Origin of the sequence: Agromyces sp. S2-1-8, from assembly GCF_021129215.1 — a bacterium.
GTDB classification, from domain to species: Bacteria; Actinomycetota; Actinomycetes; order Actinomycetales; family Microbacteriaceae; genus Agromyces; species Agromyces chromiiresistens.
The window spans coordinates 1,168,843-1,184,102 of the sequence record NZ_JAJOLP010000001.1 but is presented as its reverse complement, the minus strand read 5'-3'; the positions used below and the strand labels follow the sequence as shown (position 1 = coordinate 1,184,102).

Below are 15,260 nucleotides of genomic sequence, written 5' to 3'. Positions count from 1 at the left end.
GCGCGGCGCACCCGTACTCGAGTGCGCCCCGCCGGTTCACTCCTCGACGAGCCGATCCGCTCGCTCGGCACGCAGCACCGCGACGAGCTCGCGCTCGCGTGCGGCGCTGAGTCCGGCACCGCGCGACCGATCCAGTCCCTGTTCGCGCTCCCATGCGAGCAGGTCGGCGAGCGTCTCCTCGACCGGGCGCAGCTCGAGGCCCTCGGCACGGGCCGCGGCGTTCGAACGATCCTGGAACGACGCCCACGTCGGAGCGATGATCCAGAGCGGCAGCGACTCCTCGCCCGACCACTCGGCGACGCCCTGCCGCTCGAGCCACGCGCTGGGTGCGGACAGCACCTCGCCGCGGTGACCGCCGACCGACCGCGACGCGTCGAGGAACGCACCGAACGTCGAGCGATCGCCGACCGCGTTGAACGCACCGGTCAGCCCGCGCTCGACGGAGTCGATCGTCCAGCCGACGAGGTCGCGCACGTCGATGAACTGCGCCGAGGCATCCATGATGTCGGGCACGAGCATCGGCTCGTCGTCGCGCGCCGAGCGCGCGACCCAGTAACCGGTGCGGCCCGAGGCGTCGCCCGGGCCGCCGATGAGGCCGGGCCGGATGACGAGCAGCCGGTCGCCGAGCGCCTCACGGTAGGCCGATTCGATCGCCGACTTCGCCTCGCCGTAGGTCTCGGGCGTCGACTCGTCGGGTTCGAGGGGCGGCATGAGCTCAGCCGTCTCGTCGGCACCCGGTTCGTCGTGGTGCGCGTACACGTTGCCCGATGAGATGAACGTCCAGTGCCGTGCCCGCTGGGCGAGCGCCGCGGCGGCGCGACGCGCGAATCCCGGCTGTCGCGTGACGTCGATCACGGCGTCCCACTCGGCGTCGCCGAGCGCGTCGTAGGCGTCGGCCCGCGACCGGTCGCCGACGACGAGCCGTGCTCCGGGTGCGACCTCGCCCGCCTCGCCGCGCGCGAGGCAGGTCACCTCGTGTCCGCGCCGGAGCGCATCGCGGGCGAGCTCACGACCGAGCCATTGGGTTCCACCGAGGATCAGGATCTGCATCTCGCCATCACAGCAGACCTTCCCGGAACGGCGCCATCGTGTTCGCCGAGCGCTGATGCACTCCGATGCGGAATAGTGGGAATCGGGTTGCGGTTCCCTCTTGCAGATACCCCCTAGGGGTATTAATCTGAGGGAACGACCACAGGAGGACGCGATGGGCGCCGGCCAGAACGAGACGCACACCGAGCACGACGCGCACGAGGGCCACGCAGGCCATCACCACGCGCAGCATGCGGGCCACGCCGAGGGCGCCGCGGCCGTGACCCACGATCCGCACGCCGGGCACGAGGGCCACGCCGGGCACGACCCGCACTCAGGCCACTCAGGCCACGAGGGCCACGCAGGGCACGACCCGCACTCAGGCCACGACATGCACGCCGGCCACGGCACGAGCACCGCGACCGAGGCCCCCCACGCCGCGCACGCCGGTCACTGCGACGCCCACGCGGGCCACGACATGCACGCCGGCCACGCCGGGCACGACATGTCCGGCCACGGCGGCCACGGCGATCACGTCGGCCAGTTCCGCCGCCTGTTCTGGATCATGCTCGTCATCGCGATCCCCACGATCGCGTTCAGCCCGATGTTCGCCTCGATCCTCGGCTACTCGCTGCCCGACAACGCGATCGTCCCGTGGATCTCCCCGGTGCTCGGCACCGTCATGTACTTCTGGGGCGGCAAGCCGTTCCTCACCGGCGCCTGGTCGGAGCTCAAGGCCCGCAAGCCCGGCATGATGCTGCTCATCGGCCTCGCGATCACGGTCGCCTACTTCGCGAGCCTCGCGGCGAGCCTCATGCTCGTCAGCCATCACCTCGACTTCTGGTGGGAGCTCGCGCTCCTCATCGTGATCATGCTGCTCGGCCACTGGATCGAGATGCGCTCGATCATGCAGGCCTCGAGCGCACTCGACGCCCTCGCCGCACTCCTGCCCGATGAGGCCGAGCGGGTGGTCGAGCCTTCGACGGGCTCGGCGGGCACGGAGACCGAGACGGTCGCCCCGAGCGAGCTGGGCGTCGGCGACCTCGTGATCGTGCGCCCCGGCGGGCGCGTGCCGGCCGACGGCGAGGTGGTCGACGGCACCGCGGCGATCGACGAGTCGATGATCACGGGCGAGTCGGCCACGGTGAGTCGCGGCCCCGGCGACCACGTCGTCGCAGGCACCGTCGCGACCGACACCGCGATCCGCGTGCGGGTCGGCGCGGTCGGCGACGACACCGCGCTCGCTGGGATCCAGCGCCTCGTCGCGCAGGCGCAGGCCTCGAGCTCGCACGCGCAGCGCCTCGCCGACCGCGCCGCGGGCTGGCTGTTCTGGTTCGCGCTGGGCGCCGCCGTCATCACGGCGATCGCCTGGACGCTGCTCGGCGACCCCGACGACGCCGTCGTCCGCACCATCACGGTGCTCGTGATCGCGTGCCCCCACGCCCTCGGCCTCGCCATCCCGCTCGTCGTGCAGATCGCGACCGAGCGCGCGGCCCGCGGCGGCGTGCTCGTGACCGACCGCCTCGCCCTCGAGACGATGCGCACGGTCGGCGCGGTGCTCTTCGACAAGACGGGCACCCTCACGAAGGGCGAGCCGGCCGTCACGGATGCCGCGGCGGCCCCCGGCTTCGACCTCGACGCCGTGCTCGCCGATGCCGCCTCCGCCGAGATGGACTCCGAGCACCCGCTCGCGAAGGCGATCGTCGCCGACGCGTTCCACCGCGGCCTGGCCGTGTACGGCGCGACCGAGTTCGAGGCATCGGCCGCCATCGGAGTGCGCGCGAAGGTCGGCGACCGCGTCGTGCAGGTGGGCGGCCCCGGGCTGCTCCGGCGCGAGGGCCTCGACGTGCTCGAGGCATCCGTGCCCTGGGCCGAGGCCGGCGCGACCGTGCTGCACGTCGTGATCGACGGCGTCGTCGCGGGTGCGATCGCCCTCGCCGACGAGATCCGTCCCGAGTCGCGCGAGGCGGTCGACGCGCTGCACGCGCTCGGCGTGCAGGTCGTCATGATCACGGGCGACGCCGAGCCGGTCGCCCGCACGGTCGCCGCCGAGCTCGGCATCGACCGGGTCTACGCGGGGGTCCGTCCCGAAGACAAGTCCGCCAAGGTGCAGGAGCTGCAGCGCGAGGGCCTCTCGGTCGCGATGGTCGGCGACGGCGTGAACGACGCGCCCGCGCTCGCCCAGGCCGACGTCGGCATCGCGATCGGCGCCGGCACCGACGTCGCGATCGCCTCCGCCGGGGTCATCCTCGCGTCGAGCGACCCGCGCTCGGTGCTCTCGGTGATCGAGCTGTCGCGGGCGAGCTATCGCAAGATGAGCCAGAACCTCTGGTGGGCCGCCGGCTACAACCTCGTCTCGGTGCCGCTCGCTGCGGGCGTGCTCGCCCCGATCGGGTTCGTGATGCCGATGTCGGTCGGCGCGATCCTGATGAGCCTCTCGACCGTCATCGTCGCGGCGAACGCGCAGCTGCTGCGCCGCCTCGACCTGCGCCCCGAGGCCTCGACGCGAGCGGTCCTCGAGCGCACGCGCTGACCCTCCCGTCGCCCGTCCGGCCCGCCGTCCGCATCAGCGGTCGACGGGCCGGACGGTCGCGTTCGGCCGGCCCTCGCAGGCGCCGGGCGTCCCTCCGGGAGAACGGCTCGGTCGGAACTTCCGCGCCTGGCCCCGCGTGTCGCCCGCTCGCCGCGGCGTGCCGGGCGGTTCTTCCTCCCGAACCGCGTGCACCCGGGCGGTCGCCCCGCCGACGGGGCGCGCCGTCACCACGGCAGGCGAAGGGCGAGGGCGGATGCCTCGGCGGCGACCCCCTCGGCCGGCACGACGGCGATCGCGTCGGCGTCGGCGAGGCCGCGCAGCATTCCCGTGCCGAGGTGCGCGGCGGGCGCTGCCCGGCCGTCGCGGACGATGACCGGGACGAGACGCGTCGCGCCGGGGGCGCCGTCGAGGGCCTCCGAGACGACGACCTCGGTGAGCGCCTCCCCCACTCCGGTCCAGCGCTCGAGCAATGGGCCGCCGACCGCGACGAGTCCGAGCACGGCCGCGAGGGGGTTGCCCGGGAGCCCGAGCACGAGCCGGCCCCCGGCTCGTGCGAGGAAGGTCGGCCCGCCGGGGCGGATCGCGACGGACGGCACGAGCCACTCGGCGCCGAGCCCGTCGACGGCGGCGCGCACGACATCGACGCCCGACCCGCCGGTGCCGCCCGTCGTCATGACGAGGTCGGCGGCGTCGGCGGTGACGGCGGTCTCGGTCGCGGCGAGGTCGTCGCCCGCGCGGTGCACCGCCACGACCTCGGCACCGAGGGCGTCGAGCATCGCGGGCAGCATCGTTCGGAAGCTGTCTCGTACGCGCCCGGGCGCCGGCACCCCCGACTCGATGACCTCGTCCCCGGTCAGCACGAGTGCGACCCTCGGCCGTCGTCGTACGACCAGGCGGTCGACACCGGTCGCGGCCGCGAGTGCGATGCGCGGCGGGGTCAGCGGCATTCCGTCGGGCAGCACGACCTCCCCCGCCCTCGCCTCGGCGCCGGCCGCCCTGAGGTGGCGTCGGCCCGCGACATCGCGCCGGCCGAGGTCGCCGACCGCTTCGAGTCGCCCGTCGACGACGCGACCGGCCTCGCGCCGCAGGACCGCCTCGGCGCCTGCGGGCACGAGCCCACCCGTCACGATGACGACGGCGCCGCCGGGAGCGAGCTCCGTCTCGGAGGACGGCGCGGCGGCCGCGGTGTCGGCCTCGACGACCCGCCACGGGCCGGGACCCCGCACCGCCCAGCCGTCCATCGCCGACGAGGTGTAGTGCGGCAGCGGGATCGGCGTGACGAGGTCGCCCGCGAGCACCCGGCCGATCGCGGCATCCAGCGGCACCTCCTCGACGACGAGGTCGGGCGCCGCGGCAGCGGCTCGCGCCCGCGCGGTCACGAGGTCGAGCCCGGCCCGGTGCACCGTCACGACGACGCGAGCCGTCGCACCCGGTCGAGCGCGTCGCGAGCGGCCGCCTCGGGGTCCGCGCCGCGCGCGGCGGCGACGCCGGCGGCGTAGCCGGCGAGGTACGTGGTGATCGGCGCGGCCGGCCGCACGACCGCGTGCGCCGCGACACCGGCGACGCCGAGCACGGCGTTCACGTCGAGCGGCACGTCGGGCAGGTCGAGCTCGGCGCGCACCCGGTCGGCCCACTCCTGCAGGGTGCGGTCGAGGTCGTCGTCGTTCGCGGTCATGGGGTCTCCCCTCGGGTCGCACCGGTCGCGCCGACGGATTCCGCGTCGGCCCAGGTGTCCACATCCATGGTGGCAGTCCCCGGCACCCCGAGATCGACGAATCGCAGCGGCGCGAGGAGGGACCGCATCGAACTGCCCTCGAGCGGCCCGCGCGCCTCGAGCTCGGCGATCGCCCGTTCGAGCGGGTGCCGCCGCACGACGCACAGCAGGTGCTGCGCCCGGCCCTCGGCATCGACCGCCCGCACCCCGTCGGCCGCGTCGCGCGCTCCGCGCTCGGCCCCCTCGATTCCGGGGCCCTCGCCACCTGCGTCGCCCGCCCCGCGCATGCGGCCCGCGACCACGCCGAACTCCGCGAGCAGCCCCGGCACCGCGTCGGCCGCGAACGGCAGGTCGCCGGCGAGCAGCAGCACGGCCGAGGCATCCGATCCCAGCGCGCGCACCCCCGCGGCGACGGCCGCGGCGGGGCCGCCGAACGGCGGGTCCTCGCGCACGACCAGGACCGCGGCGGGCAACCGCGATCGTCCGGCCTCGCCGACCACGACGATCTCCCCCGCGGGCGCCGCCGCGTCGACGGCGCGTTCGAGCAGGGTCCGTCCGTCGATGCCGAGGTCGCCCTTGACGATGCCGCCGAGCCGTGAGGCACGGCCGCCCATGAGCACCACGGCACCGAGCTCGATCATGCGTTCATGCTAGGCAGTCGGGCGGGGGCGCGCTGCGGCATCCCGGCGAAGCGGGCATCTCGATCGGTGATGCCGGGCATCTGAATCGGTGGACGTCCGGCGCTTTGCGCGGGCCACCGATGCTGATACCAAGGAGGGATGGGCAGGATCACCGCGAGGAAGCGGATCACACGCGTCACGGTCGGCGGGTCGGTGAGTCGGCGCGACGACCTGCTCGCCGTCGAGGAGCCCCTCGAGATACGGGTCGGCGGGTCGCAGCTCGCGGTCACGATGCGCACGCCTGGCCACGACGTCGACCTGGCGATCGGCTATCTCGTCTCCGAGGGCGTCGTGGTGCACGGCACCGACGTCGCGGGTGCGATCCACTGCGCAGGCGCCGACGGCGTCAACACCTACAACGTGCTCGACGTGACGCTCGCCCCCGGGGTCGCCCCACCGCACGCCTCGCTGCACCGCGACCGGCTCACGACGAGCGCTTGCGGTGTCTGCGGCAAGGCCAGCATCGACGCGGTGCGCACGCGCTCGGCCTTCGCCGTCGACGACGACCCCGTGCGCATCGACCCCGAGCTCGTCATCGCGCTGCCCGGCCGGCTGCGCGCCGCCCAGGACGTGTTCGACCAGACCGGCGGCCTGCACGCCGCGGCCCTCTTCGACGGCCGAACGGGCGAGCTGCTCGTGGTGCGCGAAGACGTGGGCCGCCACAACGCCGTCGACAAGGTCGTCGGGTGGGCCGCCCGCGAAGGCCTGCTGCCCCTGCGCGGCATGGTGCTGCAGGTCTCGGGGCGCGCGAGCTTCGAGCTCGTGCAGAAGGCGGGCATGGCCGGCATCCCGGTGCTCTCGGCCGTGTCGGCGCCGTCGTCGCTCGCCGTCGACTTCGCGAACGAGGTCGGCCTGACCCTCCTCGGCTTCGTGCGCGACCCGTCGCTGGTGGCGTACTCGCGACCCGACCGGCTGGTCGAGCCGGCCGCGACGGCTCGCCCGGATGCCTCGGCCGCGGCATCCCGCAGCGCCCGACCCGACCGCGGCGGCAGGCACGGCCGCGCGACCGCACCCGACCGCCCGGGCGAGCCCGCCCGCGTGCCCGCACCCACACAGCCGAGGTGACCGTGAACGAACAGCGCGCGACCGACCCCTACCCCGACCTCCACGTCGGGCACCTGGAGGACGCCGCGGTCGGCGTGCCCGCCATCGTGCACGCGATGGTTCCCGCGCTCGACGACATGGGCCTCGGCCGAACGGCGAAGCTGTCGCTCACGATCAACCAGGACGGCGGCTTCGACTGCATGAGCTGCGCCTGGGCCGACCCGCCCGAGCACCGGCACACGCTCGAGTTCTGCGAGAACGGCATGAAGGCCGTCACGTGGGAGGCGACGCCCGTCACCGTGCCGACCTCGTTCTGGGCCGAGCACTCGTTGACCTCGCTGCTCGACAGGAGCGAGTACTGGCTCGGCCAGCAGGGCCGGCTCGTCGAGCCCGTCCACAAGCCGGCCGGCTCCGACCACTACGAGCCGATCTCGTGGGAGGCCGCGTTCGCGCTCATCGGCGAGCGCCTGGGTGCACTCGAGAGCCCAGACCGGGCCGCGTTCTACACGAGCGGCCGGGTGTCGAACGAGGCCGCGTTCCTCTACCAGCTGTTCGTGCGCGCCTACGGCACGAACAACCTGCCCGACTGCTCGAACATGTGCCACGAGTCATCCGGCACCGCGCTCACCGAGTCGATCGGCGTCGGCAAGGCGACCGTCGTCTACGACGACTTCGAGCAGGCCGACCTCATCATCGTGATGGGGCAGAACCCGGGCACGAACCATCCGCGCATGCTCTCGGCGCTCGAGGACCAGAAGCGGCGCGGCGGGCGCATCGTCGCGGTCAACGTGCTACCCGAGGCCGGGCTCATGCGCTACAAGAACCCGCAGCGACCGCGCGGCGTCATCGGACGCGGCACGAAGCTCGCCGACCAGTTCATCCAGATCCGCTCCGGCGGCGACATGGCGCTGCTGCAGGCGGTCTCGAAGCGGGTGCTCGACGCCGAGGACGCCTCGCCCGGCACCGTGCTCGACCACGAGTTCCTCGCCGCCTGCACCGATGGGCTCGCCGACTTCCGCACGCACCTGGCCGGCCTCGACGAGGCGGAGGTGCTCGCGGCGACCGGCATCAGCTCGGCCGAGATCGACGAGCTCGCCGACGCGTACCTCGCGGCCGACCGGGTGATCGTCACGTGGGCGATGGGCCTCACCCAGCAGAAGAAGTCGGTCGACACCATCAAGGAGATCGTCAACCTCCTGCTCCTGCGCGGCAACATGGGCAAGCCGGGCGCCGGCGCGGCCCCGATCCGCGGGCACAGCAACGTGCAGGGCGACCGCACGATGGGCATCTGGGAGCAGATGCCCGAGCGCTTCCTCGCCGCCCTCGAGGCCGAGTTCGGATTCCCCGTGCCGCGCGAGCACGGCCGCGACGCGGTGAAGACCGTGCAGGGGCTGCGCGACGGCGAGATCGACGTGTTCGTCGCGATGGCCGGCAACTTCGTCGCCGCCATCTCCGACACGGAGGTCGCGGAGCAGGCCATGCGGCGGGCGAAGCTCACCGTGCAGGTGTCGACCAAGCTCAACCGCTCGCACGTCGTCACGGGCGAGGAGGCGCTCATCCTGCCCGTGCTCGGCCGCACCGAGGTCGACCTGCAGGGCGGCGTTCCGCAGTTCGTCTCGGTCGAGGACACGGTGTGCTCGGTGCACGGCAGCCACGGCGCGATCCCGCCGGTGGCGCCGGGCCTGCTCTCGGAGGTCGCGGTCGTGTGCCGCATGGCGCAGGCGACGCTCGGCGGCACCGGTGCCTCCGCTGGAGCGGAGCGTCTCGAGGCGCCCGACATCCCCTGGTCCGAATTCGAGCGCGACTACGACCTCATCCGCGACCGGATCTCGCGCGTCGTGCCGGGATTCGAGCGCTACAACGACGACGTCCGCAGGAAGAACGGCTTCGAACTGCCCATCTCACCGCGGGTGCGCCGGTTCGACACCCCGACGGGCAGGGCGCAGATCACGGTCAACGAGCTCGAGCACCTCGAACGGCCGGCCGGCCGGCTCATCCTGCAGACGCTTCGCTCGCACGACCAGTTCAACACGACGATCTACAGCCTGAACGACCGCTACCGCGGCATCAGGAAGGGCCGCGACGTCGTGTTCGTGCACCCCGACGATCTCGCCGAGCTCGGACTCGCCGACGGGCAGCGCGTCGACGTCGTGAGCGAGTGGCCCGGCCAGGCCGACCGGGTGCTGCCCGCCCAGCGCCTCGTCGCGTACCCGACCGCGCGCGGCTGCGCCGCCGCCTACTATCCCGAGGCGAACGTGCTCGTGCCCCTCGAGAGCGCCGCCGACGGCAGCAACACCCCCGTCTCGAAGGCCGTCATCGTGCGCCTCGAGCCGGTCGCAGGCTGACGCCCTCCCGCGCTCAGCGCGGGACGACCTCGTAGCCGGCCTCCTCGACGGCGGCGGCGACCGCGGCGTCGGCGAGCGGCGAGCTGCTGCGCACCGTGACGGTCGAGACGCCGCCGGCGACGAGCTCGACCTCGACCGCCTCCACGCCCTCGATGGCGGCGAGCTCGGCGCTGACGTGGCGCACGCAGTTGCCGCAGGTCATGCCGGCGACGGCGTAGTGGGCGCTCACGAGTCCGTCGAGTTCGGCGGGCGCGGTCGACGTCGCCGCGGCGTCGGGGATCGCGCAGCACGCGCACGAGGCATCCGCAGCGGCGGCCTGGTCGACCAGCTGGAGTTCGGTGGCGCCCTCGGGCACGGTGGTGGCGGCGTGGCTGTGGGTCATGTCGGTCATCCTTCCCTCGATATTCAGAACTATACCCCGGTGGGGTATCAATCACCAAGCCGATCGGCGTCTGAGAACATGGCCGAAACAGTTCCGAACTTTTTCCGCCCGGATGTCGATCCGGCCCCCGCCCCGTTCGACGCATGAGTGAGGCGGGCACTTCGGCCCCGCATCGACATCGATCCGAACAAGGAGAACACCGTGAAGTACATGCTGATCATGCGATCGAACGACGCCGCCGTCGAGGCCTACGAGCAGCTCGATTTCAACGAGGTCATCGCCGCGATGGGCGCCTACAACGAGTCGCTCATCAAGGCCGGCGTGCTGCTCGCGGGCGAGGGACTGACCGACGCGAAGGAGGGTTTCGTCGTCGACTTCGACCAGACCCCGCCCGTGGTGACGGACGGCCCCTACGGCGAGACGAAGGAGCTCTTCAACGGCTTCTGGATCATCCAGGCGCAGAGCCCCGAGGAGGCCGCGGAGTGGGCCAAGCGCTGCCCGCTCGGCCCCGGCTCGAAGCTCGAGGTGCGTCGCGTCACCGAGCTCGAGGACTTCCCGCAGGACAACGAGTGGATCCAGAAGGAGGCCGGCTGGCGCGAGGAGGCCGAGGGTCGCCTGGGCACGGCGGGGGCGTGACCGCACCATGAGCGAGACGGATGCCTCGGGCTCGGCCGGTTCGGCGCACGCCGACGCCGACCGGGCCCGGCATTCCGGCGGCGGCACCTCCGGCCCGGCCGACGCCGACCGCGCCCGGCGCGAGATCGCCGCGGTCTGGCGCATCGAGTCGGCTCGCATCGTCGCGACGCTCGCCCGCTTCACCGGCGACGTCGGCCAGGCCGAGGACCTCGCGCAGGAGGCGCTCGTCGAGGCCCTCGGGCAGTGGCCCGACGAGGGCGTGCCGCGCAACCCCGGCGCATGGCTGACGGCGGTCGCGAAGCGCCGGGCCATCGACGGCTGGCGCCGGCGCGAACGGCTCGACGAGCGGTACGCCGCGATGGCGCGCGATCTCGAGCAGCAGGGCGGCGAGGCATCCGACACCTTCTGGGACCCCGACACGATCGACGACGACGTGCTGCGGCTCGTCTTCGTCTCATGCCACCCCGTGCTGTCGCGCGAGGCCCAGATCGCGCTGACGCTGCGCATCGTCGGCGGCCTCTCGAGCGAGGAGATCGCCCGCGCGTTCCTCGTGCCGACCGCGACGATCCAGCAGCGGATCGTGCGCGCGAAGAAGACCCTCGCCGCCGCGAACGTGCCCTTCGCCGTGCCCGAGCCGAACGAGTACCCCGAGCGCCTCGCCTCGGTGCTGCACGTGCTCTACCTGATCTTCAACGAGGGCTACCTGCCCGCGTCGGGCGAGGAATGGCTGCGGCCGGACGTCTCGGCCGAGGCCCTGCGGCTCGCCCGGATCGTGGCGGGCCTCATGCCCCGCGAGCCCGAGGCGCAGTCGCTCGTCGCGCTCATGGAGTTCACCGCCGCCCGCTTCCCGGCGCGCACGGCGCGCGACGGCAGTGCGATCCCCCTCGACAAGCAGGACCGCTCGCGCTGGGACCGCGCGCAGATCGCCCGCGGGCGGGCGGCGCTCGACCGGGCCGACCGCATCGGGCGCGGGCGCGCCGCGTACGGCCTGCAGGCCGCGATCGCCGGCTGCCATGCGGTCGCCCCCTCGGCCGACGAGACCGACTGGGCCCAGGTCGTCGTGCTCTACGAGGCGCTCGGTCGCATCGCCCCGTCGCCCGTCGTGGAGCTCAACCGCGCCGCGGCGATCGCGATGGCGACGGGGCCGGCGTCGGCGCTCCGGGTCGTCGACGAGCTCGTCGCCGGCGGGAGGCTCGCCGGGTATCCCCCGCTGCCGGCCGTGCGCGGCGAGCTGCTCGCTCGCCTCGGGCGCACCGGCGAGGCGCGCGGCGAGCTCGAGACGGCCGCCCGGCTCACGGGCAACGCACGGGAGCGCGAGGCGCTGCTCGCGCGGATCGCAGAGCTCGGCGGGCCCCCGGCGGTCGAGTAGCGCCGACGGAGCAGGACGTGCATCGATCCCCGCAGCGGGGGCTCCGCGCCTACTCGACCGGCGCGGCGACCTCGGGGGCCGCCGGCGTCGCTCCCGCACCCGCCGCCTTGGCCGCCTTCCTCGCCCGCCGGCGCTCGCGACCGCCCTCGACGAGGTCGTAGAGCACGGGCAGCACGACGAGCGTGAGCAGCGTCGACGACAGGAGGCCGCCGATCACGACGATCGCGAGCGGCTGCGAGATGAACCCGCCGTGACCGGTGATGCCGAGCGCCATGGGCAGCAGCGCGAAGATCGTCGCGAGCGCCGTCATCAGGATCGGGCGCAGACGACGCGACGCACCGTGCATGAGCGCGTCGCGCACGTTCATGCCGCGGTCGCGGTACTGGTTCACGAGGTCGACCAGCACGATCGCGTTCGTGACGACGATGCCGACGAGCATGAGCACGCCGACGAGCGAGGCGACGCCGAGCGGGATGCCCGTGACGACCTGCAGTGCGATCGCGCCCGTGGCCGCGAACGGCACCGAGACGAGCAGCAGCAGCGGCTGCAGCAGCGAGCGGAACGTCGCGACCATGACGATGTAGACGATGAGGATCGCCGCGAGCAGCGCGAGGCCGAGCTGCGAGAACGACTCCTGCTGGTCGGCGGTGACGCCGCCGATCGACGCCGTCGTTCCCTCGGGCAGGTCGACCGTGTTCACGGCCGCCTGCACCTGACCCGACGCCGTGCCGAGGTCGTCGCCGGCGGGAGTGGCCGACACGGTCGAGCTGCGCAGCCCCTGCACGGTCGTGACCGAGGCGGGACCCTCGACCTGCTCGACCGTCGCGAGGGTGTCGAGGCGCACGACGCCGGCCGGGGTCGGCACCTCGAGCGCCGAGAGCTCCTCGACGGTGACCGGCGGGTTCTCGCTCGCGAGGTAGATCGTCAGCGTCTTCTCGTCGATCACGACCGATCCGGCGCTCTGCGGCTGCATCGCCGCCGACACGAGCCCGCCGAGCGCGACCTCGGAGTAGCCGGCCGCCGCGGCATCCGCCCGGTTCACCTCGACCGCCACGTACGGGCGCGACTCGGAGAGGTTCGACGTGACCTGCGACACCGAGTCGACGCCGTCGAGCTCGTCGACGACCGCGTCGGTCGCGTCCTGCAGGTCCTCCGCGTTCGAGGCGGTGATGTCGACCTCGATGTCGTTCGAGGCGCCGAAGCCGCTCGATGCGGCGAGCGAGACCTCGCCCACCTCGTCGGCGTCGAGCCCGTCGAGCTCGTCGCGCACCTCGGCCTGCAGGGCGTCCTGGTCGGCGTCGTCGTCGGTCGTGACCGAGTAGGTCACGTTCGCGCCGCCGCCGCCGAACGCCGCGGCGAGCGGGTTGGAACCGGTGCCGATCGAGGTCTGCACGGTCTCGACGCCATCGGTGTCGCGCAGCACCTGCTCGACCGGCTTCGACGCCGCGTCGAGCGCGTCGAGGCTCGTGCCGACGGGCAGCTCCTGCGACACGCGGAACGTGTTCTGCCCGCTCGACCCGAGGAAGTTGGTCTTCATGAGCGGCGTCATCGCGACCGTGCCGGCGAGCACGAGCACCGCGATGATGATCGTGACGACGCCGTGCTTGAGCGTCCAGGCGATGATCGGCAGGTAACCGCGCTGCAGCCGCGACGGGTGCTCGAGCTCGTCGACCACCGGGTGGGCGACCGAGGGGGATGCCTCGGCGGCGGCCCGCTCGGCCGTCGCGACGCCCGACGGGCGCGAGACGGGCAGCCCGGTCGCGCCGCTCTCGTCTCGCAGCTCGGGTGCGAGCCACACGTCGTCGACGAATGCGGCGGCGGCCTCCTCGGCCTCGAGCTCCGCCTCGTCGGCGGTGTCTTCGGAGCCCTCGACCTTGCGCAGCTTCGCGGGCTTCAGGAACCAGTACGCGAGCACGGGCACGATGGTGAGCGAGACGAGCAGCGACGCGAGCAGGGCGATCGTGACCGTGAGCGAGAACGGCCGGAACAGCTCGCCCGTCACGCCCTCGACGAGCGCGATCGGCAGGAAGACGGCGACGGTCGTGATCGTCGACGCGGTGATCGCGCCGGCGACCTCGCGCACGGCGCGCACGATGGTCGACGCCTTGTCGACGCCCTCGACGAGGTGCCGCTTGATGTTCTCGATGACGACGATCGAGTCGTCGACCACGCGCCCGATCGCGATCGTGAGCGCGCCGAGCGTGAGGATGTTGAGCGTGTAGTCGGCGACCTGCAGGCCGATGAAGGTGATGAGCACCGACGTGGGGATCGAGATCGCGGTGACGAGGGTCGCCCGCACCGACATCAGGAAGATCAGGATGACGAGGACCGCGAAGGCGAGGCCGAGCAGTCCCTCGGTCGCGAGCGACTCGATCGACTGCTCGATGTAGGGCGCCTGGTCGAAGACGACGGTGAACGTCGCCCCCGGGTTGGTCGTGTCGAGCGACGCCTCGAGGTCGGGCAGCAGCGCCGTCACCGCGTTCGACACCTCGACCGTGTTCGCGGCCGGGAGCTTCGTGACCGAGATGGTGAGGGCCGGCTCGCCGTTCACGCGCGAGATGCTCGTCACGGGGTTGTCGGTCAGGGCGACGGTCGAGACATCCGCGATGGTCGCCGCGACGGGCACGCGCACGACGTCGGTGCCGTCGGCGAGACCGTCTCCACCGTCGGTCGGCGGCGTCGTGACGTCGTCGGGCACGAACTCCGAGTCGTCCGGCACCTGCACCTCGGTCGCGCCGAGCACCGGCAGCGCCGCGATCTCGTCGACGCTGCCGATGCGGGTGCCCGTCTGCACCGCGAAGGTCGAGTCGCCCTCGGTGATCGTGCCGGCCGGCACGAGCAGGCCGTTCTGGGCGAGCGCGTCGCGGATCGTCTGCTGCGTCAGGCCGTGGGCGGCGAGCTTCTCGGGGTCGGGCGTGATCGTCACGCGCTGGCCGATCTCGCCCACGAGGGTCGCGTCGCGGACGCCGTCGACGTCGGTGATCTCGCCGAGCGTCGTGCGCTCGATCTCGTCGGAGAGGGCGCTGACGTCGTCGGCGCCGGTGACCGCGATCTGCAGCACGGGGAAGTCGTCGAGCGAGAGCGCGATGACCTGCGGGTCGACGTCGTCGGGCAACTGATTCTGGATGCGGTTGACCGCCGACAGCAGCTTCTGCTCGGCGAACGCGAGGTCGGTGCCGTACGTGAAGCTCGCCGTGACCCGGCTGAGTCCGGTCGAGCTCGTCGTCGAGGTCGACTCGAGGCCCGTGATGCCCTGGATCGCGGTCTCGATGGGCGTCGACACGTCGTTGTTGACGACATCGGGTGAAGCGCCCGGATAGCTGGAGACGATCGACAACTGCGGGAACTCGATCGAGGGCGCGAGCTCCTGCTTGAGGCTCGTGAGCGAGATGCCGCCGAAGATCGCGACCACGATCGTGACGAGCGCGATGAGGGCGCGGTTCTTCATGCTGAGCGCAGCGAGCAGGTGCATTGCTCGATTCTCGCAGCAGGGTCGACGACGGATGTCACCGAGTGTCGAATTCGAGG

11 protein-coding genes are annotated in these 15,260 nt (G+C 72.9%); 5 read left to right on the top strand and 6 right to left on the bottom strand.

All coding sequences use genetic code 11. The annotated features are described in order from the left end of the window. Positions 1-36: 36 nt before the first annotated feature. Positions 37-1,050: an NAD-dependent epimerase/dehydratase family protein gene (locus LR269_RS05405; RefSeq protein WP_231429745.1), complete on the bottom strand. Its 1,014-nt coding sequence runs from the start codon at positions 1,048-1,050 to the stop codon at positions 37-39. A 154-nt stretch (positions 1,051-1,204) separates the two neighbouring features. On the opposite strand from LR269_RS05405, the gene LR269_RS05400 reads away from it, so the two are divergent. Further along, positions 1,205-3,562: a copper-translocating P-type ATPase gene (locus LR269_RS05400; RefSeq protein WP_231429744.1), complete on the top strand. Its 2,358-nt coding sequence runs from the start codon at positions 1,205-1,207 to the stop codon at positions 3,560-3,562. Between the two features lie 224 nt (positions 3,563-3,786). Here LR269_RS05400 and LR269_RS05395 read toward each other — a convergent pair whose 3' ends face one another. From LR269_RS05395 to LR269_RS05385, 3 genes are read right to left on the bottom strand one after another with little or no spacing between them, the layout of a single operon-like run. Beyond that, positions 3,787-4,971 (bottom strand): molybdopterin-binding protein, encoded by a 1,185-nt coding sequence (locus tag LR269_RS05395; protein ID WP_231429743.1) that lies wholly within the window; start codon positions 4,969-4,971, stop codon positions 3,787-3,789. Further along, positions 4,968-5,237, bottom strand: a complete 270-nt coding sequence (locus LR269_RS05390) for a DUF6457 domain-containing protein (RefSeq protein ID WP_231429742.1) — start codon at positions 5,235-5,237, stop codon at positions 4,968-4,970. Before LR269_RS05390 ends, LR269_RS05395 begins: the two co-directional genes overlap by 4 nt. Then, positions 5,234-5,917 carry a molybdenum cofactor guanylyltransferase gene (locus LR269_RS05385; RefSeq protein WP_231429741.1) on the bottom strand — a complete coding sequence of 228 codons (684 nt, stop codon included), beginning with the start codon at positions 5,915-5,917 and terminating at the stop codon, positions 5,234-5,236. The genes LR269_RS05390 and LR269_RS05385 overlap by 4 nt, the downstream gene beginning before the upstream one ends. Before the next feature lie 138 nt (positions 5,918-6,055). Here LR269_RS05385 and fdhD point away from each other — a divergent pair, with 138 nt between their 5' ends. Together fdhD and LR269_RS05375 are read left to right on the top strand one after the other, a co-directional pair. Continuing rightward, positions 6,056-7,021 (top strand): formate dehydrogenase accessory sulfurtransferase FdhD, encoded by a 966-nt coding sequence (fdhD, locus tag LR269_RS05380; protein ID WP_231429740.1) that lies wholly within the window; start codon positions 6,056-6,058, stop codon positions 7,019-7,021. Then, complete coding sequence (locus LR269_RS05375; protein WP_231429739.1) at positions 7,018-9,345, top strand: FdhF/YdeP family oxidoreductase; 2,328 nt, start codon at positions 7,018-7,020, stop codon at positions 9,343-9,345. Before fdhD ends, LR269_RS05375 begins: the two co-directional genes overlap by 4 nt. Before the next feature lie 13 nt (positions 9,346-9,358). Here LR269_RS05375 and LR269_RS05370 read toward each other — a convergent pair whose 3' ends face one another. Next, entirely contained in the window at positions 9,359-9,727 is a 369-nt protein-coding gene (locus LR269_RS05370; RefSeq protein WP_231429738.1) for a heavy-metal-associated domain-containing protein, read from the bottom strand. A 201-nt stretch (positions 9,728-9,928) separates the two neighbouring features. On the opposite strand from LR269_RS05370, the gene LR269_RS05365 reads away from it, so the two are divergent. Both LR269_RS05365 and LR269_RS05360 read left to right on the top strand, forming a co-directional pair. Continuing rightward, a complete protein-coding gene (locus tag LR269_RS05365) occupies positions 9,929-10,363 on the top strand; it encodes a YciI family protein (RefSeq protein WP_231429737.1) in 435 nt (144 codons plus the stop codon). A 7-nt stretch (positions 10,364-10,370) separates the two neighbouring features. Next, on the top strand, positions 10,371-11,732 hold the full coding sequence (locus LR269_RS05360; protein ID WP_231429736.1) for an RNA polymerase sigma factor: 1,362 nt from the start codon (positions 10,371-10,373) through the stop codon (positions 11,730-11,732). 49 nt (positions 11,733-11,781) lie between these two features. On the opposite strand, the gene LR269_RS05355 is transcribed toward LR269_RS05360, so the two are convergent. Beyond that, a complete protein-coding gene (locus LR269_RS05355; protein ID WP_231429735.1) occupies positions 11,782-15,204 on the bottom strand; it encodes an efflux RND transporter permease subunit in 3,423 nt (1,140 codons plus the stop codon). Between the last annotated feature and the right edge of the window lie 56 nt (positions 15,205-15,260).

Excerpts from the sequence above, each read along its gene's own strand:
- LR269_RS05405 (WP_231429745.1), bottom strand. The coding sequence starts at position 1,050 with ATGCAGATCCTGATCCTCGGTGGAACCCAATGGCTCGGTCGTGAGCTC.
- LR269_RS05400 (WP_231429744.1), top strand. The coding sequence starts at position 1,205 with ATGGGCGCCGGCCAGAACGAGACGCACACCGAGCACGACGCGCACGAG.
- LR269_RS05390 (WP_231429742.1), bottom strand. The coding sequence starts at position 5,237 with ATGACCGCGAACGACGACGACCTCGACCGCACCCTGCAGGAGTGGGCC.
- LR269_RS05385 (WP_231429741.1), bottom strand. The coding sequence starts at position 5,917 with ATGATCGAGCTCGGTGCCGTGGTGCTCATGGGCGGCCGTGCCTCACGG.
- fdhD (WP_231429740.1), top strand. The coding sequence starts at position 6,056 with ATGGGCAGGATCACCGCGAGGAAGCGGATCACACGCGTCACGGTCGGC.
- LR269_RS05370 (WP_231429738.1), bottom strand. The coding sequence starts at position 9,727 with ATGACCCACAGCCACGCCGCCACCACCGTGCCCGAGGGCGCCACCGAA.
- LR269_RS05360 (WP_231429736.1), top strand. The coding sequence starts at position 10,371 with ATGAGCGAGACGGATGCCTCGGGCTCGGCCGGTTCGGCGCACGCCGAC.
- LR269_RS05355 (WP_231429735.1), bottom strand. The coding sequence starts at position 15,204 with ATGCACCTGCTCGCTGCGCTCAGCATGAAGAACCGCGCCCTCATCGCG.